Annotated in this window: 28 protein-coding genes; 9 read left to right on the plus strand and 19 right to left on the minus strand. The window is 57.7% G+C overall.

Annotation, left to right across the window (positions count from 1 at the left end):
- Positions 1-10 precede the first annotated feature (10 nt).
- The 3 genes from secB to LINBF2_RS10855 form a co-directional block, all read right to left on the minus strand.
- Positions 11-457 carry a protein-export chaperone SecB gene (gene secB, locus LINBF2_RS10845; protein ID WP_108281831.1) on the minus strand — a complete coding sequence of 149 codons (447 nt, stop codon included), beginning with the start codon at positions 455-457 and terminating at the stop codon, positions 11-13.
- Between the two features lie 80 nt (positions 458-537).
- Positions 538-795, minus strand: a complete 258-nt coding sequence (grxC, locus tag LINBF2_RS10850; protein WP_104801297.1) for a glutaredoxin 3 — start codon at positions 793-795, stop codon at positions 538-540.
- Between the two features lie 32 nt (positions 796-827).
- Positions 828-1,235 carry a rhodanese-like domain-containing protein gene (locus tag LINBF2_RS10855; RefSeq protein WP_281888830.1) on the minus strand — a complete coding sequence of 136 codons (408 nt, stop codon included), beginning with the start codon at positions 1,233-1,235 and terminating at the stop codon, positions 828-830.
- Between the two features lie 104 nt (positions 1,236-1,339).
- Between LINBF2_RS10855 and gpmA the strand changes: the two genes are divergently transcribed.
- The 3 genes from gpmA to moeB all read left to right on the plus strand — a co-directional run bounded on the left by gpmA (position 1,340) and on the right by moeB (position 4,404).
- The gene (gene gpmA, locus LINBF2_RS10860) at positions 1,340-2,083 is read left to right on the plus strand and encodes a 2,3-diphosphoglycerate-dependent phosphoglycerate mutase (protein ID WP_281888832.1); all 744 of its coding nucleotides are present in this window, start codon (positions 1,340-1,342) and stop codon (positions 2,081-2,083) included.
- Between the two features lie 77 nt (positions 2,084-2,160).
- Positions 2,161-3,624, plus strand: coding sequence for a S41 family peptidase (locus LINBF2_RS10865; protein ID WP_281888834.1), 1,464 nt, complete (start codon positions 2,161-2,163; stop codon positions 3,622-3,624).
- Between the two features lie 18 nt (positions 3,625-3,642).
- Positions 3,643-4,404, plus strand: coding sequence for a molybdopterin-synthase adenylyltransferase MoeB (gene moeB, locus LINBF2_RS10870; protein ID WP_281888836.1), 762 nt, complete (start codon positions 3,643-3,645; stop codon positions 4,402-4,404).
- Here moeB and LINBF2_RS10875 read toward each other — a convergent pair.
- Positions 4,364-4,870 (minus strand): thermonuclease family protein, encoded by a 507-nt coding sequence (locus LINBF2_RS10875; RefSeq protein WP_281888837.1) that lies wholly within the window; start codon positions 4,868-4,870, stop codon positions 4,364-4,366. The two genes, moeB and LINBF2_RS10875, sit on opposite strands and share 41 nt — an antisense overlap.
- 121 nt (positions 4,871-4,991) lie before the next feature.
- Here LINBF2_RS10875 and LINBF2_RS10880 point away from each other — a divergent pair, with 121 nt between their 5' ends.
- Positions 4,992-6,674 (plus strand): SulP family inorganic anion transporter, encoded by a 1,683-nt coding sequence (locus LINBF2_RS10880; protein WP_281888839.1) that lies wholly within the window; start codon positions 4,992-4,994, stop codon positions 6,672-6,674.
- A 40-nt stretch (positions 6,675-6,714) separates the two neighbouring features.
- Positions 6,715-8,043, plus strand: a complete 1,329-nt coding sequence (locus LINBF2_RS10885; protein ID WP_281888841.1) for a DUF4113 domain-containing protein — start codon at positions 6,715-6,717, stop codon at positions 8,041-8,043.
- A 9-nt stretch (positions 8,044-8,052) separates the two neighbouring features.
- On the opposite strand, the gene LINBF2_RS10890 is transcribed toward LINBF2_RS10885, so the two are convergent.
- The 7 genes from LINBF2_RS10890 to LINBF2_RS10920 all read right to left on the minus strand — a co-directional run bounded on the left by LINBF2_RS10890 (position 8,053) and on the right by LINBF2_RS10920 (position 13,535).
- Positions 8,053-8,586, minus strand: coding sequence for a hypothetical protein (locus LINBF2_RS10890; RefSeq protein WP_104801304.1), 534 nt, complete (start codon positions 8,584-8,586; stop codon positions 8,053-8,055).
- Positions 8,587-8,670: 84 nt separating this feature from the next.
- On the minus strand, positions 8,671-9,519 hold the full coding sequence (locus LINBF2_RS10895; protein ID WP_281888843.1) for a DUF429 domain-containing protein: 849 nt from the start codon (positions 9,517-9,519) through the stop codon (positions 8,671-8,673).
- Positions 9,516-10,421, minus strand: coding sequence for a DMT family transporter (locus tag LINBF2_RS10900; RefSeq protein WP_281888845.1), 906 nt, complete (start codon positions 10,419-10,421; stop codon positions 9,516-9,518). The genes LINBF2_RS10895 and LINBF2_RS10900 overlap by 4 nt, the downstream gene beginning before the upstream one ends.
- A 19-nt stretch (positions 10,422-10,440) precedes the next feature.
- A complete protein-coding gene (locus tag LINBF2_RS10905) occupies positions 10,441-10,866 on the minus strand; it encodes a BLUF domain-containing protein (protein WP_281888847.1) in 426 nt (141 codons plus the stop codon).
- An 11-nt stretch (positions 10,867-10,877) separates the two neighbouring features.
- Positions 10,878-11,573 carry a GTP cyclohydrolase I gene (gene folE, locus LINBF2_RS10910; RefSeq protein ID WP_281888849.1) on the minus strand — a complete coding sequence of 232 codons (696 nt, stop codon included), beginning with the start codon at positions 11,571-11,573 and terminating at the stop codon, positions 10,878-10,880.
- Between the two features lie 46 nt (positions 11,574-11,619).
- On the minus strand, positions 11,620-12,801 hold the full coding sequence (gene clsB, locus LINBF2_RS10915) for a cardiolipin synthase ClsB (RefSeq protein WP_281888851.1): 1,182 nt from the start codon (positions 12,799-12,801) through the stop codon (positions 11,620-11,622).
- On the minus strand, positions 12,798-13,535 hold the full coding sequence (locus LINBF2_RS10920; RefSeq protein WP_281888853.1) for an endonuclease/exonuclease/phosphatase family protein: 738 nt from the start codon (positions 13,533-13,535) through the stop codon (positions 12,798-12,800). Before LINBF2_RS10920 ends, clsB begins: the two co-directional genes overlap by 4 nt.
- A 98-nt stretch (positions 13,536-13,633) precedes the next feature.
- Between LINBF2_RS10920 and LINBF2_RS10925 the strand changes: the two genes are divergently transcribed.
- The 3 genes from LINBF2_RS10925 to LINBF2_RS10935 are packed head-to-tail and all read left to right on the plus strand — an operon-like array spanning position 13,634 to position 17,534.
- Entirely contained in the window at positions 13,634-15,610 is a 1,977-nt protein-coding gene (locus LINBF2_RS10925) for a S8 family serine peptidase (RefSeq protein ID WP_281888855.1), read from the plus strand.
- Complete coding sequence (locus LINBF2_RS10930) at positions 15,607-16,371, plus strand: hypothetical protein (RefSeq protein ID WP_281888857.1); 765 nt, start codon at positions 15,607-15,609, stop codon at positions 16,369-16,371. Before LINBF2_RS10925 ends, LINBF2_RS10930 begins: the two co-directional genes overlap by 4 nt.
- Positions 16,372-16,409: 38 nt before the next feature.
- The gene (locus LINBF2_RS10935) at positions 16,410-17,534 is read left to right on the plus strand and encodes a class I SAM-dependent methyltransferase (RefSeq protein ID WP_281888859.1); all 1,125 of its coding nucleotides are present in this window, start codon (positions 16,410-16,412) and stop codon (positions 17,532-17,534) included.
- Here the strand turns inward: LINBF2_RS10935 and LINBF2_RS10940 are convergent.
- Positions 17,503-18,516: an alpha/beta fold hydrolase gene (locus LINBF2_RS10940; RefSeq protein ID WP_281888861.1), complete on the minus strand. Its 1,014-nt coding sequence runs from the start codon at positions 18,514-18,516 to the stop codon at positions 17,503-17,505. The two genes, LINBF2_RS10935 and LINBF2_RS10940, sit on opposite strands and share 32 nt — an antisense overlap.
- Positions 18,517-18,609: 93 nt before the next feature.
- Between LINBF2_RS10940 and LINBF2_RS10945 the strand changes: the two genes are divergently transcribed.
- Positions 18,610-19,194 carry an ATP-binding cassette domain-containing protein gene (locus tag LINBF2_RS10945; protein ID WP_281888863.1) on the plus strand — a complete coding sequence of 195 codons (585 nt, stop codon included), beginning with the start codon at positions 18,610-18,612 and terminating at the stop codon, positions 19,192-19,194.
- A 68-nt stretch (positions 19,195-19,262) separates the two neighbouring features.
- Here the strand turns inward: LINBF2_RS10945 and aspS are convergent, their stop codons facing one another.
- The 7 genes from aspS to LINBF2_RS10980 form a co-directional block, all read right to left on the minus strand.
- On the minus strand, positions 19,263-21,074 hold the full coding sequence (gene aspS, locus LINBF2_RS10950) for an aspartate--tRNA ligase (RefSeq protein ID WP_281888865.1): 1,812 nt from the start codon (positions 21,072-21,074) through the stop codon (positions 19,263-19,265).
- Positions 21,075-21,076: 2 nt separating this feature from the next.
- Positions 21,077-21,709 (minus strand): DUF502 domain-containing protein, encoded by a 633-nt coding sequence (locus tag LINBF2_RS10955; protein ID WP_281888867.1) that lies wholly within the window; start codon positions 21,707-21,709, stop codon positions 21,077-21,079.
- A gap of 24 nt (positions 21,710-21,733) precedes the next feature.
- Positions 21,734-22,087, minus strand: a complete 354-nt coding sequence (locus LINBF2_RS10960; RefSeq protein ID WP_281888869.1) for an FmdB family zinc ribbon protein — start codon at positions 22,085-22,087, stop codon at positions 21,734-21,736.
- A gap of 101 nt (positions 22,088-22,188) precedes the next feature.
- Positions 22,189-23,634, minus strand: coding sequence for a sodium:solute symporter family protein (locus LINBF2_RS10965; protein WP_281888871.1), 1,446 nt, complete (start codon positions 23,632-23,634; stop codon positions 22,189-22,191).
- 20 nt (positions 23,635-23,654) lie between these two features.
- Positions 23,655-25,223: a ubiquinone biosynthesis regulatory protein kinase UbiB gene (gene ubiB, locus LINBF2_RS10970; protein ID WP_281891328.1), complete on the minus strand. Its 1,569-nt coding sequence runs from the start codon at positions 25,221-25,223 to the stop codon at positions 23,655-23,657.
- Positions 25,223-25,792: a hypothetical protein gene (locus LINBF2_RS10975; RefSeq protein ID WP_281888873.1), complete on the minus strand. Its 570-nt coding sequence runs from the start codon at positions 25,790-25,792 to the stop codon at positions 25,223-25,225. Before LINBF2_RS10975 ends, ubiB begins: the two co-directional genes overlap by 1 nt.
- A gap of 57 nt (positions 25,793-25,849) precedes the next feature.
- A complete protein-coding gene (locus LINBF2_RS10980; RefSeq protein WP_281888875.1) occupies positions 25,850-26,821 on the minus strand; it encodes a Tim44-like domain-containing protein in 972 nt (323 codons plus the stop codon).
- Positions 26,822-26,855: the final 34 nt, after the last annotated feature.

Below are 26,855 nucleotides of genomic sequence, written 5' to 3' on the forward strand. Positions count from 1 at the left end.
ATGCGTGAAGTTACTGAACAGAGCCAGCAGCTTGTTGCTGCTGTTGTTCGTACATGGCTTGGAAGTTGATTTCGGCCAAGTGCACAGGTGGGAAGCCAGCACGTTGAATCACGTCAGCCACGTTGCCGCGCAGGTAGGGGTAAATGATTTGTGGGCAAGCAATGCCGATGACGGGGCCCATTTGGTCTTCAGGCAAGTTGCGTACTTCGAAAATGCCAGCTTGCTTGGCTTCGACCAAGAACACAGTTTTGTCTTCAATCTTGGTGGTGACGGTGGCGGTCACAGTCACTTCCACAATGCCGTCGGCCACTTGTTCCATGCCCACGCCCAACTGGATGTCCACCGAAGGTTGCTCGGTGCTGGTCAGGATGGCGGGTGAGTTGGGTTGCTCCAAAGACAGGTCTTTCAAATAGACGCGTTGAATTTGAAAAACTGGAGTGGCTTGTTCGTCTGACATTGTTATTTCCTAAAACAAAAAAATGCCCGCATCGGCAATACCGAAGCGGGCAGCAAATCGGGATGGCTAATTATGTCAGCTCAAGATTGCAGCAAAGGCAGCAAACCACCTTTGGCATCTAAGGCCATCAAATCATCGCAACCGCCCACATGGGTGTCACCAATGAAGATTTGCGGCACGGTGCGGCGACCCGTGATTTCCATCATGTGTGCACGCGCTGTGGGGTCGGTATCGATGCGAATTTCTTCGATCTGGGCCACGCCCTTAGCGTTCAGCAGTTGCTTGGCACGAATGCAATATGGGCAAACGGCGGTGGTGTACATCTTGACGGCGGGCATGGGGAATTCTCCGAAGTAATGAAGCCAAAAACTTAGGCTTTAGTAACGGGCAGGTTAGCTTCTTTCCAAGCTTTCAGCCCGCCGTGCAGCGAATGCACCTTCTCGTAACCCAGTTTTTGCGCAATGCCTTGGGCACGCTTTGAGCGCGCACCGGCTGCACACACCATGATGACGGGTGTGCTTTTGTTCTTCACGGCCTTGTCCAAACGGGCTTCCAGCTCGTCCAACGGCACGTTCACGGCGCCTTTGATGTGGCCTTGGGCGTATTCGTCTGCGCCGCACACGTCAATCACCACACCTTTTTCACGGTTCATGCACAGAACCGCCTCTGTAGGCGAAATACCGGTGGCTGCGGCGCCTTGCACCACGGGCAGCAGCAAAAAGAAGCCAGTGCTCAGGGCGATGGTGATCAACATCCAGTTATCGAGAATAAATTTCACAGGGGAATCCAGTTCAAAAAAGCAAAAAGGGGAATTAAAAGTATCGCGTCAGTGCAGCATTCTAAAATCACGGCCAACCTTTCACTGACTTTGTTTGAATCACCATGTACAAGCTCGTATTAATCCGCCACGGCGAATCCACTTGGAACCTTGAAAACCGCTTCACCGGCTGGACCGATGTCGACCTGACCCCCACCGGCGTTGAACAAGCCAAGAACGCTGGCAAGCTGCTCAAGGCCGAAGGCTTTGAGTTTGACGTGGCCTACACCAGCGTGTTGAAACGCGCCATTCGCACCCTGTTCCTTGCCTTGGACGAGATGGACGCCACATGGCTGCCCGTGGTGAAAAGCTGGCGTTTGAACGAGCGCCACTACGGCGGCTTGCAAGGCTTGAACAAAGCCGACATAGCCAAGCAATACGGCGATGAGCAAGTGCTGGTCTGGCGTCGCAGCTACGACACCCCACCTCCTGAACTCGAAGCCAATGACCCACGCAGCGAGCGCAACGACCCACGCTACACCCGCTTTGAACCCAACCCCGTGCCATTGACCGAGTGCCTCAAAGACACCGTGGCCCGCGTGGTGCCCTTCTGGAACGAAGCCCTCGCCCCTGCCATCAAGGCTGGAAAACGCATCGTCATCGCTGCACACGGCAACTCGATCCGCGCTTTGATCAAGTATTTAGACGGCATCAGCGACCAAGACATCGTGAGCTTGAATATTCCCAACGGCATCCCACTTGTGTATGAGCTGGATGAAAACCTCAAGCCCATCCGTCACTACTACTTGGGTGATGCCGAAGCCGCTGCCAAAGCAGCCGCTGCGGTAGCCACACAAGGCAAAGCCTAATCGTCCCACTCACAGCGCGCCCTCTGGGCGCGTTGTATATTGAGCACCTACTAAATTTGTCAATTCTCGAAGGCCACATGCGTCAAAAACTCAAGATTGCAGGCTGGGTCGCCATCGGCGCCCTGACCGGCGCACTGACCACTGTTTCGTTGCAAACCGCGGCACGCGCGAACATGGCCCCTCTGCCGCTGGAAGAACTGCAGCAGCTCGCTGCGGTGTTCAGCATGGTCAAGAGTGACTACGTCGAACCCGTAGACGAGAAAAAACTCATCAGCGATGCCATCTCGGGCATGGTCGCTAGCCTCGACCCTCACTCGCAGTACTACGACAAAAAGTCTTTCAAAGAATTCCGCGAAGGCACCACCGGCCGCTTTGTGGGCGTGGGCATCGAGATCACGCAAGAAGAAGGCTTGATCAAAATTGTGTCGCCCATTGAAGGTTCCCCCGCTTTTCGTGGCGGCATCAAGTCGGGCGACTTGATCACCAAGATTGACGACACGGCTGTCAAAGGCCTGTCGCTCAATGAAGCTGTCAAACGCATGCGTGGCGAGCCCGGCACCAAGGTGATCCTCACCATTTTCCGCAAAGACGAGAACCGCACCTTCCCCGTGAACATCGTGCGCGAAGAAATCAAAACCCAAAGCGTCAAAGGCAAAGTGATGGAGTCTGGCTATGGCTGGATTCGACTGAGCCAGTTCCAAGACCGCTCGGTGGAAGACTTCACTAAGAAACTAGAAGAAATCTACAAACAAGAACCCAAGCTGAAGGGCTTGGTGCTCGACTTGCGTAACGACCCAGGTGGTTTGCTCGATGCAGCTGTGGCCGTGTCTGCCATGTTCTTGCCTGAGAACATTGCTGTGGTGTCCACCAACGGCCAATTGGCTGAGAGCAAGTTTGTTTACAAAGCATCGCCCGAGTTCTACCGCCGCAGCAGTGGCAACGACCCCGTGGCCCGCTTGCACCAAAACACCAAAGGCATTTACCGCACCGTGCCCTTGGTGGTGTTGGTGAACGAAGGCTCTGCCTCTGCCAGCGAAATCGTGGCCGGTGCTTTGCAAGACCACAAACGCGCCACCATCATGGGCAGCCAAACCTTTGGCAAAGGCTCGGTGCAAACCGTGCGCCAGTTGGGCCCTGATACCGCATTGAAAATCACCACTGCGCGTTACTACACGCCAAGCGGCCGCAGCATTCAAGCCAAAGGTATCGTGCCTGATGTGTTGCTGGATGACACCGCCGAGGGCAGCCCGTTTGCCATCCTGCGCATGCGTGAAGCCGACCTCGACAAACACTTAGAAAGCGGCCAAGGCAAAGATGCCAAGGACGTGGCTAAGGAAAAAGAAAAAGAGAAAGCACGCGAAGAAGCCATGAAGCGTTTGGAAGAAGAGTCCAAAAAGCCAAATAGTGAACGCCGCCCACCTGAGTTTGGCAGCGACAAAGACTTCCAGCTGCAACAGGCCCTCAACCGCCTGAAAGGCCAACCCGTGTTGGCCAGCAAGACGCAAAGCGTGCGCCCTGCTGCTGAGAAGAAAGACAAGTAATTCACTTGTGAATCTGCGGTGAACGACGACCAACTGCTGCGCTATTCGCGCCACATCCTGCTTGACGATGTGGGCATCGAAGGCCAGCAGCACTTGGTTGACAGCCATGTGCTGGTGGTGGGTGCAGGTGGCTTGGGTTCTCCCGTTGCGCTGTACTTGGCCGCCAGCGGCGTGGGTCATATCACCATTGCCGACCATGACACGGTCGACCTCACCAACCTGCAACGCCAAATCGCCCACACCACTGCGCGTGTGGGCCACCCCAAGGTGGAGTCAGCCGCACACGCCATGCTGGCCCTCAACCCCGAAGTGCGCGTGACTGCGCTGGCCCACAAACTAGACGCCGCTCAGCTAGACGCCCTCGTACCCACTGTGACGGTGGTGGTGGACTGCTGTGACAACTTTGAAACCCGCCAAGCCGTGAACGCCGCATGCGTGAAGCACAAAGTGCCGCTCGTCTCAGGCGCGGCTATTCGCATGGATGGCCAGCTGTCGGTGTATGACGCACGTGACGACAAATCACCCTGCTACGCCTGCATCTTCCCGCCGGCAGATGCACCTGAAGAAGTGATGTGCTCAACCATGGGCGTGCTCGCGCCGCTGGTGGGCGTGATTGGCACGATGCAAGCCATGGAAACCGTCAAGCTCATCACAGGCATTGGCTCGCGCCTTACGGGCCGCCTGCAAATGCTAGATGGCCGTGGCATGGAGTGGAACGAAGTGCGCTTGCAGCGCAACGCTAGCTGCCCGGTGTGTGGCACGACCCAAAGCGTTTCCTAAACAACCTCGGCTGCAAAGCCCGCCCATCCGAGAACAACCCCAAGTGCTGCGTTTGCGCCTGCAGCTGCAGCGCCTCATAGGGGCCTGCGTTGCTTTTGTAACTGTACGACCACGCATAGCCCTGCCCCACCATCCACGCGCCCACATCGTTGCCTTGACGCGTGAGCTGCGCCAGCAAGCGGCCATAGGTGTCGCGCGTGCGGGCGCGCACCTCGACCACTTGGCCTTGCAGCACAGCGTGCAAAGCGGCACGTGACTGTGGGCCCCACGGCTGGCAAATCTCGGGTGCATCAATGCCCAGCAGCCGCACCTTGTGCGCCTCACCGCCTTGCAGCGGTTGCACCCACACCGTGTCGCCATCGCTCACGTGCGTGACCACGCCGGGCCATGCGTGCACAGAGGCGCACAGACACAGCAGCCACGTGACAAGCATGCAAGCCCACAGGCCTTGCGCCGTTGTTGCCATTTGCTTGCACCGCGTGAAGTTCATCCATCACCTCAAACCCAAAACCGCATTGTGCAAACTACCGCGTATCAGGTGGTGAGCCAGCCGTTACGGGTGGTGAGCCAGCCGTTACGATTAGCGCATGCACTCTGCAAAGCGTCTCTTCCCGTTCCTAAGCTGGCCTAAGCCCACCCCTCAACTGCTCAAGAGCGAGGCCTTCGCGGGCCTGAGCGTGGGCCTGATGGTCATTCCGCAAGGTGTGGCTTATGCAGCGTTGGCGGGCATGCCACTCATCACCGGCATTTATGCGTCGCTGCTGCCTGCGTTGGTGGCGGTGCTGTTCAGTGCTTCGCCACGTTTGTCGGTGGGGCCCACGGCGCTCACGTCTATCTTGATTGCGGCCTCGCTCAGCGGGATGGCTGCGCCTGGAAGTGCCGAGTGGGTCAACCTCACCGTGTGGCTGTCGCTCATGACGGGCTTGTTGCAAGTGGTGTTGGGCTTTGCGCGTTTTGGCTGGTTGCTCAACTTGGTCAGCTCGCCGGTGTTGATGGCGTTCACTCAGGGCGCGGGCGTGCTCATCATCTCGTCGCAAATTCCGGCGATGTTGGGTTTTACAAATGGCTGGTCCACGTTGGCCACAGGCGCGGGCATTGACTGGGCCAGCTTGGTGTTTGGCGTGGTCACCTTGGTGTTGCTGCTGTTGGCGCGGCGCTGGCGGCCCACTTTCCCCACCGTGTTGGTGGTGGTGCTGGGTGCAGCGGGCGCTAGCTGGGCGCTGGGGCTAGAGGCCTCGGGCACAGCGGTGGTGGGCGCGTTGCCGCAGGGCTTGCCTGCGTTGTTTGTGCCCAGCGTCATTGAGTGGGAAATGTTCAAACAGTTGGTGCTGCCTACGTTGGTGATTACGCTGGTGAGCTTTTTAGAAACCGCATCCAGCGCCAAAGTAGACAACGACCGCAGCGGCAAACGCTGGGACCAAGACCAAGACTTGATTGGCCAAGGCTTGGCCAAAGTGGCATCGGGTCTGTGTGGCGCGTTTCCCACCAGCTCGTCATTCAGCCGCTCGGCGCTTAACTTGTATGCAGGCGCGCAGTCGGCATGGGCCACCATCTTTTCGGTGGCAGTGATTTTGGTCATCCTCTTGTGCTTCACCTCGGTGTTGCAGCCTGTGCCGCAGTCGGTGTTGGCGGCCATCGTGGTGGCTGCCGTGCTGGGCCTGATCAAGCCACACGCGTTTGTGCAGCTTTACAAAATTGACCGCGTCGAAGCCGCCACGGCGGTGGTGACGTTTGTGATTACCCTGCTCTCGGCCCCGCGTTTGTATTGGGGCGTGTTGGCCGGTGTGGTGATGGGCCTGAGTCACTTTTTACACACGCGCTTGCACCCGCGCATCATTGAAGTGGGCCTGCACCCCGACGGCAGCCTGCGCGACCGCCACCTGTGGAAACTGCCGCCCTTGGCGAACCACCTTTACGCCCTGCGCATGGACGCCGAGCTGGACTTTGCCGCCGCTAGCACCCTAGAGCGTGCGGTGATGGAGCACCTGGGCCAGCACCCCAACGTGCGCCATGTGTGCCTGTTTGCACTGCCCATCAACCGCATCGACGCCACCGGCGTGGAAAGCCTCGCCAAGCTAGAAGCCATGCTGCGCGAGCGCGGCATCAGCCTGCACATCAGCGGCATGAAGCTACCCGTAGAAACCGTGCTGCGCCGCGCAGGCTGCCTGCAAGCGCATGCGGGGCTGCACATGTATCGCACGGATGCGGAAGCGATTCAGCAGCTGCGACAACTGGAGGCGTTGCCTGCGGATATGGGGTGGTGTATTTAAAGCCATATGCCTAGAATACTGTTTTTATAAACAGTATTCAATGACACTCCGTTCCCTCTTCGTCGACTTCAACAGCTACTTTGCTTCGGTTGAACAACAGCTCAACCCCGCTCTGCGCGGACGGCCTGTGGGCGTGGTGCCGGTGCTGGCCGAAACGTCGTCCTGTATTGCCGCCAGTTACGAGGCCAAGGCGCTGGGCATTGGCACGGGCACGGGTGTGGCCGAGGCGCGGCGGCTGTGCCCCGACATTGCCATCGTGCTGGCCGACCACGCCAAGTATGTGGAGATGCACCACCGCGCGGTGGCGGTGGTGGACACTCTGGCCCCCGTGCGCCAAGTGCTGTCGATTGACGAAATGGAGTGCGAGCTAACCGGCCGCTGGCAACAGCGCGAACGTGCGGTGGGGCTGGCCGAGCGCGTCAAGGCTGAGATGGTGGCGCAGCTGGGCGAATGCATGCGCACGTCGGTGGGCATTGCGCCCAACACGCTGCTGGCCAAGCTGGCGTCGAACATGCAAAAACCCGATGGGCTGACGGTGATTGAGGCGCACGAGCTGCCGCAGCGTTTGTATGGGCTCAAGCCCAAGGCGATCAACGGCATTGGCCCGCGCATGGTGCAGCGGCTAGAGCGCTGCGGCATTCACACGATGGAGCAGCTGTATGCCGCGCCCCGCGAGCTGCTGCGCACAGCATGGGGCGGCGTGGCGGGGGCCGAGATGTACGACAAGCTGCGCGGCCAGTGGTACGGCCCGCGTGAGACAGTGGCCAAGTCGCTGGGCCACTCGCACGTGCTGCCGCCCGACCTGCGCAACCCCGCAGGTGCGTTTGCCGTGCTCAACCGCCTCACGCAAAAAGCTGCCATGCGCCTGCGCAAACAAAACGTGTACGCCACCAGCATGAGCGTGCATGTGCGCTGCCGCCACGGGTATGGCGACAACCGTGGGCTGATGGGTGACGACCGCGCCGCGCATGTGGGCGAAACACAAGACACCGCATTTTTGCTGCACACGCTAGAGCAGCTGTGGCACAGCGGCCTGCACTTGCTGCCTCAGCCTGTGACAGTTGGGGTGCAGCTGCATGGCCTCATTGAAGCGGGTCAGCACACGGGCGATTTGTTTGGGTTTGAGGAAGCAGCGGCGGATGCTGCTTTAGATGCGGTGGCAGCAGGCACTGAGCCTAGCCCTTCAGGCTCGTTGTCAGCCCGTGTAGCGCCTGCCAAAGACCGCCGCAAACTGATGGCCGCGATTGATGCACTCAACGGCAAGCACGGCAAAAACACCGTGTACTTTGCCAGCGCACAAGCGGGGCTGGACCATGCGCCGATGCGGATTGCGTTTAATCGGATTCCGGATTTGGAGTCGGAACGTTAGGCTGCGCGCTTAGCGCTTGAGTGGCGCAGCCACTTGCACGCTGGCATGCAAGCCAAGCGCTTCTTCGTTTTGCATTTTCAAAGCATCCAAGCTGCGTTTGAATTGCTTGATCCAAGCTAGCACCTGCACATTGAGTTCGCCTAAACGCTGCTCCATGGGTTTGGCGCTGGGCATGAGCAGGCGAGCGATGGTTTGATTGAGGGTGATGGTTTGATGGGTAAGTTCTTCGTCGCCAATCAGCATCACTTCGTTGGCCGCACTTTGCACGAGGGAGAGGTGCTCTGCCAAGGTTTTGTCACGGGCTTGAGCAAACACAAGGTTGTTCACCAATGCATCGGTGGCATTCATGTAGCGCAGGCCCGATTCTTTGAAGGCATTGAGTTCGGCGGCGCGTTCGGCCGCAAGTTGATTGGCGAGGTCGATGTGCGCCTGGCGACCTGCGGCACGTTCGTGCTGATAGCCCGCCACCCAGCTGCCACCCAATGTGCCCATCACCCCGATGACGGCGGCCAACAAGGGAACCAGCCAGTCTTTGCGATCCATAAAAACTCCTGCGCCGTGCAGCTTTGTTGCGATGTGCAACTATAGCCAGAACGATGCAGAAATGAATACCAATCACTTCACAAGTTAAGCGGTGACGATCCAGCCTTCTAGCGGGTCACATTCGGGCAGCCCGTAGTGCCCGTCACCCGCCTCGTGCTGGCTTTGTGCCCACGCAGCTTGCACCATGCAAAGCACGGCGTCTAGGCTGTCGCCTGATGCATCGTCCACCAAGGTGTCGTGCTGCGCATGGGTGAGTTTGAGGCGCAGACCCAAACGGGTTTGGCCAACTTCTAAAGCTTGCAGCAGTTGCTTACGGGCTATCAAACGCTCAGGGGTTTGTTTGGCTTTGTCATCGCTTTTGTAGCTGGTGTTGCCAATCAGCTCACGCGCCAGCAAGCCGGGGTAGGCCTCTAGCGCGACGCGCAATGACTCGGGTGAAGCAACAGGCACAGCAGGTGCGTGCAAGCGGGGCAAGGTCACGCCAGCCTCGATCAGCAAAGGCACACCCGCGTGCAGCATGTAGGCCACGGGTGGGTTGACCCATTTCATCGATGGGCTAGAACCTGCGGGCGTATCGGTGGCGCGGTGGGCAAACTTGCCGCCCACGGGGCGTGCATCGCAAAAGGCTTTGAAGGTGGCACGAATGTCGGCACGGCTGAGTGCGCTGTAGTGCTGCATGCAGGCCAACCAATCGGTGGGCCATTGCAGATGCTCGACCAGTTCACGCGGCAGGCCAAAGGGCAAGTCAAAACCACCCACCCACGCTTGGGGCTGTTTGAGCCAATCAGCGAAAGAGGCCAAGGCGTCAAACCGCAGCAGGCTTTGCAATTGCACGCGTCCGGCTTTGGCGTGGCCCAGGGCCACAACGATGGCTTTGCGTGGGGTGGGGCTGCTGCTGAAGTCGCATCCCACCAAAAGTGGCGAAGCGGTCATGCCAGCCCCAACATCGCCACACCAGCAGCAATCAGCAAGGCACCTAGCAAGCGCAACCAGCGATCTCCCTCGCCCAACAAGTGACCACCAATGAGCGCAGCAAAAAGCATGGACACCTCACGCGCAGGCGCCACCAAAGACAAAGGCGCAGTTTGCATGGCATACAACACCAGCACATACGAGATGGGCGTGACCGTGCCAACGATGAGCGCGTACTTCCACTGTTGACGCCACAGCGTCCAAGCCGTGGGTCGATCGCGCAACACCACAGGCGCCAACAAGGCAAAGCGAACCAAATTTTCCAGGTAGTGCACCAAGATAGGCGACATCAACAACACCTTCACCGCATAGCCATCCACCACGGTGTAGCCGGCAATGAATAGCCCCGTCAACACACCATAGCGCAAGCCTGCGCTGCGCAGGCGTTGGAATGCCAGCTGATCTTCATTGACAACATCCACACGGCGCCAATCGGTGATGAGCTTAGGGCCACCCGCAATGAGGAACACACCACTCACCACCCCCGCAACACCCAAAGCGCCGATGTACGACATGGATTCGCCCAACCACACCAAGGCCACCAGCGATGACAACAAGGGGCCTGTGCCACGCGCCAAGGGATACACCACAGTCAAATCGGCATGGCGATAGCCGCGTAACAGCACCACAAAGTACAGCACGTGCAACACGCCACTGGCAATGACAAAGCCCCATTCCCATGTACCCCACTGCGGCAACACGTCCCATCCGATCCAAACCCCAACAGGGGCCCAAACCACCATGGCAACGCCTGCGGTGAAGCAAGCAAAGCGTGCGTCACCGCCCGCTTTTTTGGCGAGAATGTTCCACAAGGCATGCAGCAGCCCTGCGAGCAAAACAATGGAAAGAGCGTTGGCGCTCAAGCGCTGACCAACAAGCGCGTCAGGCGCGACCGACGATGGACGCAGTGGCCATCAGTTCTTCCAGCAACGCGAACGACACGTGGCCCGACACACCGTAGGGGTCGAGCTCTGGCGTTTCGGAGTACTTCAACACGATGGATGGGTTGAGTTTGTCGAGGCGCACATGGCCCATGGTCCAGCCACCAAAGCGACGCTCGGTGATTTCTTGATAGTCCAAGATGACCACGTCTTTGTGGCGTGGGTCTTTGACGATGTGGGTGTACAGCGCGTTCACTTGGTTGCGGCCACCTTCGATGGCTTGCAAGTAAATGCCGCCACCAAAACACAGCACGCCGGTGATGCCATTGCTGATGTTGTGCTCGCGCGAGCTGTTGAGAATAGATTCTGTCTCTTCTGGAGTTTCGGGTTTGACCGAACGGCTGACGTATAGCAAACGAACCAACATGGCATTTATCCTTATTTGGGAATCAGAGACAAGAACTCACGACGCAAGTTGGGGTCTTTCAAGAAAGCACCGCGCATGACCGAGTTGATCATCTTGCTGTCCATGTCTTTCACACCGCGCCATGACATGCAGAAATGGCTGGCTTCCATGACGATGGCCAAGCCATCGGGCTGTGTTTTTTCTTGAATGAGGTCGGCCAATTGGACGACGGCCTCTTCTTGAATTTGAGGGCGACCCATGACCCACTCGGCCAAGCGTGCGTACTTGGACAGGCCAATGACGTTGGTGCGCTCGTTGGGCAACACGCCAATCCAAATCTTGCCAATGACAGGGCAAAAGTGGTGGCTACAGGCGCTGCGCACGGTGATGGGGCCGACGATCATCAGCTCATTCAAATGCTCAGCGTTGGGGAATTCAGTGATGGCCGGTGCTTGCACATAACGGCCTTTGAAGACTTCTTGCAAGTACATCTTGGCCACGCGGCGGGCGGTGTCGCCAGTGTTGTGGTCGTGCTCGGTGTCAATCACCAAGCTGTCGAGCACGCCTTGCATCTTGACTTCGACTTCGTCGAGCAAGGCTTCCAATTCGCCGGGCTGGATGAACTCGGCAATGTTGTCATTGCTGTGGAAGCGTTTGCGTGAGGCGGCAATGCGCTCGCGGATCTTGACAGAAACGGGCGTGCCTTCGAAGTTGTCTTTTGCAGTCATGGCAACGATGGTATCAGCGAAGCAAAGCCCCTACGGGCTAGGGCCTTCAGTAGCGTTTGCCCGTTAAAAACACGCCAAAGCGTAAGACCAACGAAGCGCCCCAGTCCACCAGCTGCTGCCACCACGGTCGGTGGGCAAAGGTGTGCGCGTCCACCCGCGTTGCGCCGGTGTACATGGCTTCGCTCAGGCTGGCTTGCAGGTCTTGGGCAAAAGTGGTGTCGCGCACCACCACATTGGCTTCACGCGCCAGCAGCAGGCTAAACGGGTCGAGGTTGGACGAGCCCACCGTGGCCCAGTGCCCATCCACCACAGCGACTTTGGCGTGTAACACGCTGTCGTGGTACTCATAAATTTCCACGCCTGCCGCCAACAGCTTGCTGTAAAGCTGGCGTGAGGCGCGGTAGGGCACGAAGTATTCGTACTTGCCTTGCAACAGCAAACGCACGCGCACACCCCGGCGTGCTGCCAGCACCAAAGCGCGACGCAAACGCAAGCCTGGAAAGAAATACGCACTCGCCACCAGCACCTCGTGTCGAGCCGAACCAATGGCTTTGCGATAGGCACGTTCAATTTGTGAACGGTGTCGCACGTTGTCGCGCAGCACCAATTGCACGGTCCCGCGCGTGGGCAATTTCAAATCTTGGTCAGCGCTGCGCAGGGCATCAAGCGCGCCCGCAATATCTTGGCTACGCAATTCGCGCACAGCCTCGATGCGCGACCACAGCTGGCTCATGGCGTCATGCACCTGACGCACCAAAGGACCACGCAGGCTCACCGCATAGTCCAAGCGAGGCAGCTGCAAACCACCGGGCACATTGGGGTCGATGAAGTCATCCAAGATGTTGATGCCACCGCAAAACGCCAAGGCTTGATCGATGACACACAGCTTGCGGTGCAAACGCCGCCAGCGGCTGGGCAACCAAAAGCCAAGCCCCGCCAAGGGCGAGTACACGCGGCACTGCACACCAGCTTGGTCAAAACGTTGCGTCCACTCGGGAGGCAACGCACCCGTGCCCACACCATCCACCACCACGCACACGCGCACGCCGCGCTGGGCAGCACGGGTCAGCGCATGCCCCACATCAGCACCTGCGCCTGCAAAGTCAAAGATGTAGGTTTCTAAAAGTACTTCATGTTGAGCGCGGTCAACCGCCTCGATCAAGGCGGCAAACAAAGCACCACCGCTGCGCAACAAACGTGTGTCGTGTGCGGCGTGCTGGGCGTTCATGGGGCGTCCCACGCGAACTCCACCAGCAACGGCAAGTGGTCAGACATGCGCCCCCAAATCGGACCGCGCGGCACATGCGTGGCCACGCGATGCACACCGCGCGCATACACATGGTCCAGTTGCGCCAGCGGCAAACGCGATGGGTAGGTGGGATATTGCTTGCCCATGTTGGTGTGCAAGCCCACCGTGGCCATCATGCGCGACACCGCGCTGCCCCAGTCGTTGAAATCGCCCGCCACCAACAACGGCGCATCGGCAGGCACTTCACGCGCAATGAAGTCGTGCAGTTGCTGTGTTTGACGCAAACGGCTGCCCGGCAAAAGCCCCAAATGAATCACGATCACATGCACCTCACGCGCTTGCATCTGCAAGGTGACGTGCAACAAACCACGCTGCTCCAAGCGGTGGTCCGACATGTCTTCGTGGCGATGCTCCAGCACGGGCCAGCGACTCAGCAGCGCATTGCCGTGCTCGCCATGCTTGGTGATGGCGTTGGTGCGGTACACCGGTGTGTAGCCCTCAGGCGCTAAAAATTCAGCTTGACCTTGATCCGGCCAGCGCTTGAAACGACGGGCTTGTTGGCGGTTGAACGCACGCACTTCTTGCAGGCACACGATGTCGGCATCAAACTGCTCCACCGCATGGCCGAGGTTATGAATTTCAAGGCGGCGTGCGGGGCCTAGGCCTTGCACGCCTTTGTGGATGTTGTAGGTCGCGATACGAAAAGTGTTCATGACTTCAGGTGGCTTATCACTAGAAATGTAAAGCTCTCTTTAAAATATGGACATAAGGTCGATTTACAGTGGTTGAATACACCCACACCCTGCAACAGATGAATCATCGCCTCATTGTCCCCCTCTTCTTATCTGCCATTCTCGCTGGGTGCGGTGGGGGTGGCGGCGGGGGTAACTCGCTCAACAGCACACCCAATGCCACGGTGGCCGCCCAAGTGGCAGACATCACACCCGGCAACGCCGATGACACCGTGTCAGTGTTTGTGGCTTTAGACAGCAACAACACCGTTTCAGGCATCGGCAGCGTCTTTCAAACCGAAGACGAGCAACGCGCGCAAAGCCAACAAAACTTTTTGGCCTCCCTCAAAGCCAACGCCAGCGGCGCTTTGCAAGCCACCACCGGCAGCAGTTGCACCACCGCCGACTTGGCCACACGCATCAACCAAGCGCATACCCCTAACTCTGGCAACGTGGTGCGCATTGACCTCAACGCCTGCGAACTCGATTTGCTGCCCAAGCTCAAAGGCGTGGCGGCGGTACATGCGGACATTCCCATGTCCACGCAAAGCATCACCAACAGCACCGTCAGCAAAACCAACGATGCTGTCAAACTGAGTTTTGATGGCGTGACCGCTCAGCCCACTCTCAACACACGCGTGGCAGACGGCACAGGCCAAGTGATCGCATTGATGGACTCAGGTGTGGAAAACCTACATCCCGCACTGAGTGGTGACAAGGTTTTGAACGGTGCCTGCTTCTCCACCCCCACCAATGGCGGGCGCGGTTTTTGCCCTAACGGCCAAAGCACAGACACCACTTCGACCACTGCCGGTAAAAGCTGCGCTGACACTTGGAGTGGCACGCGCACCGAAGCCATTCAAGCAGGTTGCGCTCACGGCACGGGCATGGCCGCTGCCGCGAGCATGAATTACAGCGTGGGTGGCGTCACTGCCAAAGGCATCGCACCCAACGCGCAAATTTTGCCGGTACAGGTGTTCAACCAAACCATCACCAGCACAGGCAAAAGCCTGTCGGCATCAGCGGGTGATTTGCTGGCAGGCATCGAATGGGTCACCAGCGAAGCGCGCCGTCGACGCACCGCAGGTCAAAGTCCCATCGTGGCCATGAACATGAGCTTAGGTGGCGGCAGCTACACCGCAGCGTGCGACTCAGACTATGTGGGCAGCTTGTTCAAAACCGCATTTGCCAATTTGCGCACCCAAGGGGTGTTGCCCATCATTGCCACAGGCAACGGTGGCACCAAAAATGCCATTGCGTTTCCTGCCTGTGTGAGCAACACCCTGAGTGTGTCCGCGGCCAAACTCAACTACAGCGGTTTGGCGAGTTACGCCAACTTCAACAACCAAACCAAACTCATTGCGCTCGGTGGCGATGTGGATGGCTCAGGCCGCTACACCCTACCCGTGGTGTGCCCCACCGCTGGCAGCTACGACTGCTGGCAAGAAGTGGCTGGCACATCGCCCGCCACAGCCATGGCATCCGGTGGCGTGGCCGTGCTTTACAGCGTCAAACCCAGCGCCACCTTGGCAGAAGTAGAAAATGCATTGACCACCGACATTGCCGCATTGGGCTTGAGTGGTTCTTCCGCAATGCACCTGACAGTCAATGATGGCAGCCAAAACATCACACGGCCGGCCCTGCGTTTGACAGCCAGCAGCTACCGCTTGCTAGGCACCACAGAGAGCAGTGGCTCAGCATCCAGCACCAGTGGTGGAGCCAACACTGACCCAGTCATTGCGCAAGCGCAAATTTGTCTGTTCAGCAAACCCGGCTACGTGGGCGCATTGGCCTGCGCGACACAAGCCTATGGCACGAACGCGCCTATCGACAACAAGGATGTGTTTTACCGCTTCACAGGGAAGGTAGGTTCTATTCGCATCATGGATGTTCAAAGCAACACGCAGCTTGCGGTAAACAAAGCCACCGTCACTATTTACACAGCTTTGAGTGCCAGCAGCCAATCAGGTTCGGTGAACGTCTCCACTGCCGATACGACGCGCCTCACCATTTTCAACAATCCCACCATTCGCATGGTTCGCATCCAAACCCAATGACACACACCTCTCGTCTCTGGCACATGGCAGGCATTTGCTTGAGCTTCTTTGTTGCCAACGCTTGCAGCCAAGATATTTCGGAACCCGTCCGTATTCACTGGGGTGCAAGCGGTGGCATCAACCAATACAAAGAACCCGGCCTCATGCAACTCAAAGGCCCTGAGTTGGGTTTGCATGCACGTGTCACACCATGGGCCGACATGCCAAGCGCGCAGCTAGAAGGCGACATCTTCTTGGGTCAGCAAAAGTACACCAGCCAAAGCTCGGGCAGCATGAATGGTGTCACCAACCTTGAAACGCGTTGGCGCGCACTGTGGCCCGTGATGTCAGACATCCAAGAAGGCTTGTCTGCAGGTCTGGCCTTGCACACGCTGTGGAACGATTTGCGCGGCACCACCACTTTCCAAGGCACCACTTACGGTGGCTACCAGCGCAGTGCAAGCCAACTTTGGTTGCCCATGCGTTGGCGCATCGACGACATGTGGGAATTGGATGCAGGCTTGTTGATTTTCGGGCGACACACGTCCAAGCTGTCAGAAGTGAACACCAGTTACCAAGACATCGTGAACACCCAACATCGCGGCCAATACGCACAAGTCGCAATGAATGTGGCGTTGAGCAATGGTGAATCGCTCAAACCTTTCGTGCGCTACACCCATTTGGCCGACTCCAACACCGTAGCCATGGGCGGCAAATATTGGATAGAACCCGAAAGTCATCGCTGGCAAATTGGCATGGTTTGGGAATTCGCCACACCTTAAACACCACTCAGCAACGGTATCGCCTCTATGATGCCGCCATGCTCACCCCACTCGACAACTTACCCACTTGGCGCGCCGAAAGCGGCGCAGCCGCCCCACGTCGTGTGGTGGCCGCTGACGACACCCTGTCGGCCGATACCGCCTACCGACTCGCTTGCGAGGGCACAGGGTTGTTGTGGCAAGGGGACTTTCACAACGCACGCCAACTGCTGCAAGCCTTGGCCCGCCGCACCGAGCGCAAGCCGAAGAAAAGCAAAAAACCTGAGGCAGCACTCACACCGGTGCAAGCATTCAATGCACACCGTCAAGTCTTGGGTCAACGCGCCCGCATCTTGGCGATGGTCATCGTGCCGATGGAAGGCGACTACACCATTCCGCTGCGCCGCGCACCTGACTTGAAACAAGCATGCACGGAAGCCTGGGGCCCCGCCAATGGCGAAGCCTGCATGGTGTCGTTGCGAGAACTGCTGGGCGTGGTGGGCGCACACGAGTGGCGCAAAAAAGGCGTGGAAATTACCGCCTTGGGTGACGCCTCCAACAACCGCATCTACCCACACTACGGCGTGTTCTCTCCGGTACGTGGTGAGTATGTAGACCTCGTGGCCAATACACCCATCCAAGACAAATCCCTTGCGTTTGACATTGGCATGGGCACCGGCGTGTTGTCTGCGGTGTTGGCCAAACGCGGTGTGCAGCGCATCATCGCAACTGATCAAGACCCACGCGCCCTCGCCTGCGCGCGCGAGAACCTGCAACGCTTGCAGCGCATCGACAAAGTCGAGTTGGTGCAAACCGATTTATTCCCAGAAGGCCAAGCGCCTTTGGTGGTGTGCAACCCGCCGTGGGTGCCTGCACGTCCGAGCTCGCCGATTGAACACGCGGTGTACGACGAAGGCAGCCGCATGTTGCGTGGGTTCTTGAGTGGTTTGCGTGAGCACTTGAGCCCCAACGGCGAAGGCTGGCTCATCTTGTCGGACTTGGCCGAGCACTTGGGGCTGCGCACGCGTGAAGAGCTGATTTGTTGGATCAGTGAAGCAGGGTTGAAGCTGGTGGATCGCCATGACATCAAGCCGCGTCACGGCAAAGTCAGCGACGAGACGGACCCGCTGCACGCGGCACGCGCCAAAGAAGTTACTTCTTTGTGGCGCCTAGCAGCTGCTTGATCAAACCCAACAAGCCCACACGCGGCGCAACGGGCTGCTGAGGAGGTATCGCTGCCGATGGCTGAGCAGGCACAGGCTCGGGTTCCGCCACGGGCTCAGGCGCGTCTAAGGGCATGGCCAACTGCACCGTCGGTGACACAGGCACTTCGCGCACGGCCGCGACTTTGACAGGCGCCACAACAGCCAAGCTGAGTGACTGCAAGACAAACTGATTCACCATGGCATTGAAGGGCACAGGGTGCGCAGCACCCGCCACTTCAAGCACCTGCGCCTTAGGAAACTCACGCTGCAACCCTTTGACTTGTTGGTCCGTGCACACGCCCGAGTCGCTGCCATGCATCAATCGCACAGGGCCCTTGAAGTCGCTGAGCAAGTGACCGAACTTCATGCCCTTCCAGTCTTTGCGATACGGCAAATCAAAGTGCGCGGGTGACTGCACCGCCAGCACAGCACCGATGCTCACATTGAACTTGTCAGCCATCTCTTCTGGCGTGGGCAAGCGGCCTTCTTTCTTCATGCCGTCGTACAAACCATAGATGGACATCCACGGCAGCTCTAACCCAATGTCGTTGAAGAACAAACCTCGGATGTGGTTGCTTTGTTCATGCGCCAAGTACATGGCCAAGATGCCGCCCATGCTGGTGCCCAGCACCTCGATGTGCGGCACTGGCTTGCCATCGGGCATCAGCTCGTGGCGAATGAATTGCACGATGTCTTCCAAGTACACCTGCATGGTGTAGCCCTTGTCGCCAGGCAGAGGGCTGGAATCACCACGTCCGCACAAATCCACACTGATGACGCGCAAGCCTTGTAAACCATCAGCGGCTTTCAGCAGCGGGTCGAACGTGGCGCGAGTTTCTAACAGGCCGGGCAAACACAACAACACATGCGGGCTATTGGCATCGCCCACCGAGCTATAGGCCAAGTGGCGGTTGCCTTTGGGCAAATGAAATTCAAGGGAGGGGAATTTAGAAACTGTCATAGGTATTCGTTCATCCTAGCCCATTGGTATTGAAGAAATAAAACAAGGACTTTCATGTTTAAAAACGCACCAAAGATTGAATACGATTGAACCATGTCTGCACCATGGCTCATCCAAGTCAACCACCTCACGTGTGGTCCCATTCAAAACTTGTCTTTTGCATGGCCCTCTGGCGTGGGCTGGATCTGCGGCGATGAAGGCAGAGGCAAAACCACCCTGCTGCGTTTGCTGGCAGGCGATGTTCATCCGGCAGCGGGCCAAGTCGTCACACCCGCAGGTGGCGTGTTTTGGGTCGATCTGCAAGATGCCACGCATGATGACATCACCGTGCAAGCCTGCTGGGATGCCTTGCGTGCGCACTACCCGCGCTGGAACCAAGACCTGCTGCAAGACTTGGCCGAAGAACTCGGCATGACCCAACACCTCGACAAACGCCTCAGCATGCTGTCAGCCGGCAGTCGCCGCAAGGTGATGGTGGTGGCGGCTTTGGCATCAGGTGCAACCGTGACCTTGCTAGACCAGCCATTTGCCGCACTCGACTTGGCATCGGTTCGCGTCATCCATGAGTTCTTCCAAGAAGCAGCCGAGCACACTAGTCGCGCATGGATCGTGGCGGATTACCAAGCACCCAACGATTTGCCACTGGCGAGCGTGCTCAACTTAGACACACCACGCTAAATCGCAAATATAAAAAAGGCTCCCGAGGGAGCCTTTGTCGTTTGCACCGAAGTGCCATTGAACCAATGTTAGGCCTTGGCTGCATCCAAGTTGCGCAAGCGAATGTGCAGCTCGCGCAATTGCTTCTCGTCCACAGGGCTCGGTGCTTGGGTAAGCAAACACTGAGCGCGTTGGGTCTTGGGGAAGGCAATCACGTCGCGGATGGATTCAGCACCGGTCATCAACGTGACGATGCGGTCCAAACCAAAGGCCAAGCCGCCGTGTGGAGGCGCGCCGTATTGCAAGGCGTCGAGCAAGAAGCCGAACTTGAGTTGGGCTTCTTCGGGCGTGATCTTCAAAGCGTCAAACACTTTTTGTTGCACGTCGGCGCGGTGGATACGCACAGAGCCGCCACCCATTTCCCAACCGTTCAACACCATGTCGTAGCCCTTGGAGATGCACTTCTCGGGCGCAGTGACCATCCAGTCTTCGTGGCCGTCTTTGGGCGCGGTGAAGGGGTGATGCACGGCGGTGTAGCGTTGACTTTCGTCGTCAAACTCAAACATCGGGAAGTCGACCACCCACATTGGGGCCCAACGGTTTTCGAACAAACCGTTCTTCTTGCCGAACTCACTGTGGCCAATCTTGATGCGCAAGGCACCGATGGCGTCGTTCACGATCTTGGCTTTGTCTGCGCCGAAGAAAATCAAGTCGCCGTCTTGTACGCCTGTGCGCTCGAGCACTGCGGCCAAAGCTGCGTCGTGGATGTTTTTCACGATGGGTGACTGCAAGCCGTCACGGCCCTTGGCCAACTCGTTCACGCGGATGTAGGCCAAGCCCTTGGCACCGTAGATCTTGACGAACTCGGTGTACGCGTCGATCTCGCCACGGCTGATGCCGCCACCTTCCACAGAACCATTGGGCACGCGCAGGGCCACCACGCGGCCGCCCTTCATGTTGGCAGCGCCTGAGAACACTTTGAAGTCCACATCGCCCATGACATCGGTCACTTCGGTGAACTGCAATTTCACGCGCAGGTCTGGCTTATCAGAGCCGTAGATGTGCATGGCGTCTTGGTAAGTCATGACGGGGAACTCGCCCAGGTCCACGCCGATGGTGTTGGTGAACACGCGCTTGATCATGCCTTGGAACATGTCGCGGATTTCTTCCTCGCTCAAGAACGAGGTTTCAATATCAATCTGGGTGAATTCAGGTTGACGGTCAGCGCGCAAGTCTTCGTCGCGGAAGCACTTGGTGATTTGGTAGTAACGGTCATAACCCGCCACCATCAACAGCTGTTTGAACAACTGTGGCGACTGTGGCAACGCAAAGAAGTGGCCATCGTGCACGCGGCTAGGCACGAGGTAATCGCGCGCGCCTTCGGGCGTGCTCTTGGTCAACATAGGTGTTTCGATGTCGACAAAGCCGTTTTCATCGAGGTACTTGCGCACTTCCATTGACACTTTATAGCGAAGCATCAGGTTGTTTTGCATGTACGGACGACGCAGGTCGAGCACACGGTGTGTGAGGCGTGTGGTCTCAGACAAGTTGTCGTCATCAATTTGGAATGGAGGCGTGACCGACTCGTTCAACACGATGAGCTCGTGACACAACACTTCAATCTTGCCGCTCTTCAAACCTTCATTGGTCGTGCCATCAGGACGGGCGCGCACCAAGCCTTTGACTTGGATACAAAACTCATTGCGCACGTTCTCGGCCACGTTGAACATCTCAGGACGGTCTGGATCGCACACCACCTGCACATAACCTTCACGGTCACGCAAGTCGATGAAGATCACGCCACCGTGGTCACGACGACGGTTGACCCAGCCGCACAGGCTCACGGTTTGGCCATTGAGGGCTTCGGTCACGAGACCGCAGTAGTGGGAGCGCATTGCCATTTTTAGTTTCTCTTTTCTTTGAGGGCGGGAACGCTGGGAGAGACAGCGCCCATGGAAATCACATACGTCAGAGCTTCGTCAACACTGAGATCGAGCTCGATGACATCGTTTTTGGGAACCAGCAAAAAGTAGCCGCTGGTCGGGTTGGGTGTGGTGGGCACATAGACGCTCAAAAACTCGCCATCGAGTTTGCTGGCCACTTCACCCATCGGTGTACCCGTTTGAAAAGCGATGGTCCATGTACCACTGTGTGGGTATTGCACCAACAAGGCTTTGCGAAACGCATTGCCACCATCGGAGAACAAGGTGTCTGATACCTTCTTTACGCTGGAGTAAATCGACTTGACGATGGGGATTTGGTTCAACAAACGGTCCCATTGCCTGACCCACCAACGGCCAGCCACGTTAGACACCAAAGCGCCCGTCAGCAACAAAACCAAGACCAACAAGATCACGCCCAAACCTGGCACGTGATCGAGCCAATAAATCATGTCGGGTGAGACCAAGTGCAATTTGGTCAGCGTGCCTAGAAACGCGCTGTCCAATGAACCCACCAGCCAGCTCAAGACCGCCACAGTGATGACCAAGGGTGTCCAGACCAAGAGGCCTGCGAGCAGGTATTTTTTAATCGGCATGAAGAGCTTTGTGGTTTTGAAAAATCAGTGACAAGCGCAGCCTGTGGCGCAACCGCCCGAAGCGGCTGGCGTGGCGGAGCTGCTAGAAGCGGTGTCCGTGCTGCTACTAGAGCTGGTGCTGGCAGTAGCGCTGTCGCTGGTCGCGGCTGCGGCAGCCGTGCTCGCTGTAGCGGCTGGGGCAGACGTGCCACCCGAGCCGCCTTTGAAATCGGTGGCGTACCAACCCGAGCCTTTGAGCTGAAAGCCCGCGGCGGTGAGTTGTTTGGAAAACGTGGGTTTGCCGCATTCAGGGCAATCCGTCAGCGGAGCATCCGCAATTTTTTGTAGCACGTCCTTGGCATGACCGCAGGACCCGCATTTGTAGGCGTAAATTGGCATGGCGAGGGGGTTCGGTAAAACCCTGAATTATAGGCGCCTAGCCCCTATTTCAAGGGGCGGCAGACACCTGCGCTGCCCTCTTTCGTCCGTGAAGTGCCGACTTAGGCCGCGCCCACCAGTTTGTGGTGGCTGGCGTGGGCGTTGCGAATGGCTTGTGGGCCCAAAGAACCCAGCACCATGCCCGTCAAACTGGCCAACACGCCGACCAACTGGGCCGGAAACTCGTCACCCGCTGGCGTAGCCAAGAACAGGCCCCACGTCAGCAAGCCAAAGGTCAATGCAAAAATAGCGCCCTGCGTGGTGGCTCGTTTCCAGTACAAGCCAAAGGTCAGCGGCACAAATGCGCCAACCAAGGGCACCTGATATGCGCCCGACACCATCTCGTAAATGGACGTGCCTTGCATGCGAATGGCATAGCCCAGCACCAAGATGCTGAACACCAACACGGTCACACGCATGGCGCGCAGCTCTTGTTGGTCGCTTTGGTGGGGAAAGAACTGACGCCAAATGTTTTCAGTGAACGTCACGCTAGGCGCGAGCAAGGTGGCCGAGGCACATGACTTGATGGCCGACAACAACGCGCCAAAGAACAGCACCTGCATGACAAACGGCATTTGCGTCATCACCAAAGTGGGCAGTACTTTTTGTGGGTCATCGGCAATCAAGGTTGCCGCTTGCTCGGGCATGATGATCATGGCGCTGACCACCAAGAACATGGGCACAAACGCAAACAAGATGTAGCAAATGCCGCCAATCACGGGGCCATGCGTGGCGGCCTTGATGCTGTTGGCCGACATGACGCGTTGAAACACATCTTGCTGCGGAATCGACCCCAGCATGATGGTGATGGCAGAAGCGAAGAAAAACAAAATGTCTTTGAGCTGTGGCTCGGGCCAGAACTTGAACATGTCTTGGCTAATGGCCAGCGCCAGCACCTTGTCTGCCCCGCCCGCTTGGTCTGCAGCAAACACCGCAAGAACAGACAAGCCCACCACCAAGATGATCATCTGAATGAAATCAGTAATGGCCACCGACCACATGCCGCCAAACAAGGTGTAAGCCAAAATCGACACCACTCCAATGACCATACCCAGCTCTAGGCTGACCACGCCATCGGACAACAAGTTAAACACGAGGCCCAAAGCCGTGACTTGCGCCGACACCCAACCCAGATAGCTGACCATGATGATGAGAGAGCACACCACTTCCACCACGCGGCCATAGCGCTCACGGAAGTAATCGCTGATGGTGAGCAGCGTCATGCGGTAAAGCTTGCCCGCGAAGAACAGGCCTACAAAGATCAAGCAAAAGCCAGCGCCGAAGGGGTCTTCCACCACGCCGTGCAAACCACCGTTCACAAACTTGGCAGGAATGCCCAACACGGTTTCAGAACCAAACCATGTGGCAAACGTGGTGGTGATGACCATGGCCATGGGCAGGTGACGGCCAGCAATGGCAAAGTCAGCCGAGTTTTGAACGCGCTTGGCCGCCATCAAGCCAATGGCGATGGTGACCAGCAAGTAGACGATGACGAGTGTGAGCAGCACGGGTCAACTCCGCTTAGTGATTAAAAGTAATGGTGCAGACGCACAAACATCTGCATGGCAAACATGCCGAGCACAAAACCACCGCCCACCCACGCAATGCCTTGCAGCAAACGGTTGGTGCGGCGCTGCTCTTGAATGAGCAACTGCAACTGAGCGTTGTCATTGCTTTGGCGATGCTTCAAGAAGTCATGCACCAAACGTGGCAACTCGGGCAAGAGCTTGGCGTAGCGCGGCGCTTCGGCCACCAATTGCTTCCACAACTTTTTGGGGCCGACTTGGTCAAGCATCCACGTTTCCAAAAACGGTTTGGCGGTGCTCCACAAATCCAAATTGGGATCGAGCTGACGGCCCAAGCCTTCGATGTTGAGCAGTGTTTTTTGCAACAACACCAGCTGCGGCTGAATCTCGACATTGAAGCGGCGCGAGGTTTGGAACAAACGCATGAGCACCAGACCCAAGGAAATCTCTTTCAACGGGCGGTCAAAGTAAGGCTCACACACGGCACGAATGGCGGACTCCAACTCATCCACTCGCGTGTCAGAAGGTACCCAGCCTGACTCGATGTGCAACTCGGCCACGCGCTTGTAGTCGCGACGGAAGAAGGCCGTGAAGTTTTGCGCCAAATACTCTTTGTCGGTTTCCGTGAGCGTGCCCACGATGCCAAAGTCCAGCGAGATGTAACGGCCAAAGGTGGCGGGCTCTAAGCTGACTTGGATGTTGCCGGGGTGCATGTCGGCATGAAAAAAACCATCGCGAAACACTTGGGTAAAGAAGATGGTCACGCCATCGCGTGCGAGCTTCGGGATATCCACGCCCGCCGCACGCAGCTTCTCCACTTGACTGATGGGTACGCCCTTCATGCGCTCCATCACGATCACGTCATCACGGCAAAAGTCCCAAATCATCTCGGGAATCAAAACCAAGTTGAGGCCTTCCATGTTGCGGCGCAACTGCGCAGCATTAGAGGCTTCTCGCATGAAGTCGAGTTCGTCGTGCAGATACTTGTCAAACTCGGCCACCACTTCGCGGGGCTTCAAGCGTTTGCCGTCGGCACTGAGGCGATCGACCCAACCGGCCATCATGCGCATGAGGCTCAGGTCTTTGTCGATCACCGTCAACATGCCGGGGCGCAGCACCTTCACAGCCACTTCACGTGTGACACCGTTGCTGTCTTTGATAACCGCAAAGTGCACTTGTGCAATGGATGCACTGGCCACTGGCTTGTGCGTGAACTCCACAAAAATTTCATTCAGCGGACGACCAAACGCACGCTCAATGGTGCCCACGGCAACGTCTGAAGAAAACGGCGGCACGCGGTCTTGTAAAAACGCCAACTCATCAGCAATGTCTGGCGGCAACAAATCGCGGCGCGTCGACAAGACTTGGCCAAACTTCACAAAGATGGGGCCGAGGTGCTCCAAAGCCTCACGCAAACGCTGGCCACGTGGCGCCGATAAATCGCGCCCCACCGACACAATGCGGGCCAACAAACGCAGGCCCGGCTTTTGGAAACTGGTGAGCACCAGCTCGTCCAAGCCGTAACGCAAGACGATGAAGACAATATAAATACCGCGCAGCAAACGGGTCATCATGGCGCGGCCTTCGCGGTTTGTTGTTGCACAAAGCTGCGCAGGGCATCGACGATGCGCTTGGCGGTTTGCACCAAGGTGTGGGCAGGTGCGTCGCCAATGAGACGGGCCACGTCTTCTTCAGGGTCCCAGCGCACGTGGTCGATCAGCCAATTAACTTCGGCGGCCAGCTGCACATCGCCTTCGATGCGAATAGCAGGCTTCTCGCCTTGCAGCACAGTCTTGGCCAACTCAAACGGTGAAGGTTCGTTCACACGCAGCACGAGGTCGGCCGCTTTAGTGCCTGCATCGGGTGTGATGAACTCCACCAAGCCTGCAGGTGTGAACGCGCATTGAAACACTTGGTCGCGCCAGCACACTTGCACTTGGCGGCCTTTTTGGCGTTGCAAGCGGTCGCGTGCCGCAGGCTCTTGCATGAGTATGTGGTTTAACAAGAGAACCACACGCTGCTGCACTTCAGCCACAGCCCAAGCGGGCGGGGTGAACGATTGCGGGAAATCTGCGGGGAGTTGGGCGCGCAGCGTGTCTGCTGCATCGGCCAACCAAGAAAAAGGGGACTGTGTTGCCATAGTCCCCAATTATTCCTTGTTTGGGCGCCCTTCTCGGCACGCCCTGATTTAACCGGTTTATTGCAAGGCTTGTACGCCTGCCACCAGCCAGCCCAAGCTGCCGTCTTTGGGTTTGGTCATGTTCCACACTTCGCGGAACGGTGTGGGACCAGAAGATGGCTCTTCACGGATCAGACCCGAGAACTCCACGCTGGCCATGTAGTTGTTGCCCACGTCTTCGATGCCCAACAAGTGTGCATCGAGCATGACCACGTCGGTGTGATTCACTTGGCCGTTGGCTGTGGCTTCGCGCTCAGCCAATTGGGCTTTGATTTCGTCCAACATGCTGTCGGTCATCATGGTGCGCAACGCGGAAATGTCGGAACGGTCCCACGCATGCTGCAAAGTCATAAAGTTTTGCTTGGCCGCGTTGACAAAGCCTGCGGTGTCAAAGTCAGCAGGGATGCCCCACGTTTGGCTACCGCCCAAAGCGGAACCAATCATCGAACCACCAGCAGCAGGTGTGAAATTGGCTTGCGTGTCCATGGGACGGGCTGACGAGTCGTTGCCCACGTTCTTGGGGTTGTACTGAGGCAGTGTGCTGGGGTTGGCAGGGGCGCCAGCGCCTTCAAAGGCGTAGGGGCTGGTGTTGCTGGCTTCGGGTTGTTGGCGGCGACGCATGATGGCGCCAATGACCATCATCACGACCAAGGCCAACACGCCAAACATCAAGAACTGACCGAATTCAGCACCAAAACCCATGGAGTGGGCCAACCAAGCGAGGCCCAAACCGGCAGCCAAACCACCGAGCATGCCGCCCATGCCACCAAAGCGGCTAGGCGCAGCAGCTGGTGCTGCGGGCGCTTGCGGAGCTGCAGCAGGCGCAGCATTGGGCGTGGCAGCAGGTGCAGGCTTGGCAGCTTCGCGTTGCGTCACATTGCTGGACTGTTGGCCCATCGATTTACCACCGCCCAAGCGTTTGGCAGCTTCAGCGTGCATGGTGGCAAAGGCCATGGCCACCACAAAAAGGGCTGTCAAAAGTTTCTTCATTGCGTCATCTCCGGTTGTCGTTGTCTTGTTTTTT

The organism is Limnohabitans sp. TEGF004 (genome assembly GCF_027924965.1).
Classification (GTDB): Bacteria; Pseudomonadota; Gammaproteobacteria; order Burkholderiales; family Burkholderiaceae_C; genus Limnohabitans.

What these genes read in the sequence shown, in the direction of transcription:
- secB (WP_108281831.1), bottom strand. Translation starts at nt 457, where the DNA reads ATGTCAGACGAACAAGCCACTCCAGTTTTTCAAATTCAACGCGTCTAT.
- grxC (WP_104801297.1), bottom strand. Translation starts at nt 795, where the DNA reads ATGCCCGCCGTCAAGATGTACACCACCGCCGTTTGCCCATATTGCATT.
- gpmA (WP_281888832.1), top strand. Translation starts at nt 1,340, where the DNA reads ATGTACAAGCTCGTATTAATCCGCCACGGCGAATCCACTTGGAACCTT.
- LINBF2_RS10865 (WP_281888834.1), top strand. Translation starts at nt 2,161, where the DNA reads ATGCGTCAAAAACTCAAGATTGCAGGCTGGGTCGCCATCGGCGCCCTG.
- LINBF2_RS10875 (WP_281888837.1), bottom strand. Translation starts at nt 4,870, where the DNA reads ATGGCAACAACGGCGCAAGGCCTGTGGGCTTGCATGCTTGTCACGTGG.
- LINBF2_RS10880 (WP_281888839.1), top strand. Translation starts at nt 4,992, where the DNA reads ATGCACTCTGCAAAGCGTCTCTTCCCGTTCCTAAGCTGGCCTAAGCCC.
- LINBF2_RS10885 (WP_281888841.1), top strand. Translation starts at nt 6,715, where the DNA reads ATGACACTCCGTTCCCTCTTCGTCGACTTCAACAGCTACTTTGCTTCG.
- LINBF2_RS10890 (WP_104801304.1), bottom strand. Translation starts at nt 8,586, where the DNA reads ATGGATCGCAAAGACTGGCTGGTTCCCTTGTTGGCCGCCGTCATCGGG.
- LINBF2_RS10895 (WP_281888843.1), bottom strand. Translation starts at nt 9,519, where the DNA reads ATGACCGCTTCGCCACTTTTGGTGGGATGCGACTTCAGCAGCAGCCCC.
- LINBF2_RS10905 (WP_281888847.1), bottom strand. Translation starts at nt 10,866, where the DNA reads ATGTTGGTTCGTTTGCTATACGTCAGCCGTTCGGTCAAACCCGAAACT.
- folE (WP_281888849.1), bottom strand. Translation starts at nt 11,573, where the DNA reads ATGACTGCAAAAGACAACTTCGAAGGCACGCCCGTTTCTGTCAAGATC.
- clsB (WP_281888851.1), bottom strand. Translation starts at nt 12,801, where the DNA reads ATGAACGCCCAGCACGCCGCACACGACACACGTTTGTTGCGCAGCGGT.
- LINBF2_RS10920 (WP_281888853.1), bottom strand. Translation starts at nt 13,535, where the DNA reads ATGAACACTTTTCGTATCGCGACCTACAACATCCACAAAGGCGTGCAA.
- LINBF2_RS10925 (WP_281888855.1), top strand. Translation starts at nt 13,634, where the DNA reads ATGAATCATCGCCTCATTGTCCCCCTCTTCTTATCTGCCATTCTCGCT.
- LINBF2_RS10930 (WP_281888857.1), top strand. Translation starts at nt 15,607, where the DNA reads ATGACACACACCTCTCGTCTCTGGCACATGGCAGGCATTTGCTTGAGC.
- LINBF2_RS10935 (WP_281888859.1), top strand. Translation starts at nt 16,410, where the DNA reads ATGCTCACCCCACTCGACAACTTACCCACTTGGCGCGCCGAAAGCGGC.
- LINBF2_RS10940 (WP_281888861.1), bottom strand. Translation starts at nt 18,516, where the DNA reads ATGACAGTTTCTAAATTCCCCTCCCTTGAATTTCATTTGCCCAAAGGC.
- LINBF2_RS10945 (WP_281888863.1), top strand. Translation starts at nt 18,610, where the DNA reads ATGTCTGCACCATGGCTCATCCAAGTCAACCACCTCACGTGTGGTCCC.
- aspS (WP_281888865.1), bottom strand. Translation starts at nt 21,074, where the DNA reads ATGGCAATGCGCTCCCACTACTGCGGTCTCGTGACCGAAGCCCTCAAT.
- LINBF2_RS10955 (WP_281888867.1), bottom strand. Translation starts at nt 21,709, where the DNA reads ATGCCGATTAAAAAATACCTGCTCGCAGGCCTCTTGGTCTGGACACCC.
- LINBF2_RS10960 (WP_281888869.1), bottom strand. Translation starts at nt 22,087, where the DNA reads ATGCCAATTTACGCCTACAAATGCGGGTCCTGCGGTCATGCCAAGGAC.
- ubiB (WP_281891328.1), bottom strand. Translation starts at nt 25,223, where the DNA reads ATGACCCGTTTGCTGCGCGGTATTTATATTGTCTTCATCGTCTTGCGT.
- LINBF2_RS10975 (WP_281888873.1), bottom strand. Translation starts at nt 25,792, where the DNA reads ATGGCAACACAGTCCCCTTTTTCTTGGTTGGCCGATGCAGCAGACACG.
- LINBF2_RS10980 (WP_281888875.1), bottom strand. Translation starts at nt 26,821, where the DNA reads ATGAAGAAACTTTTGACAGCCCTTTTTGTGGTGGCCATGGCCTTTGCC.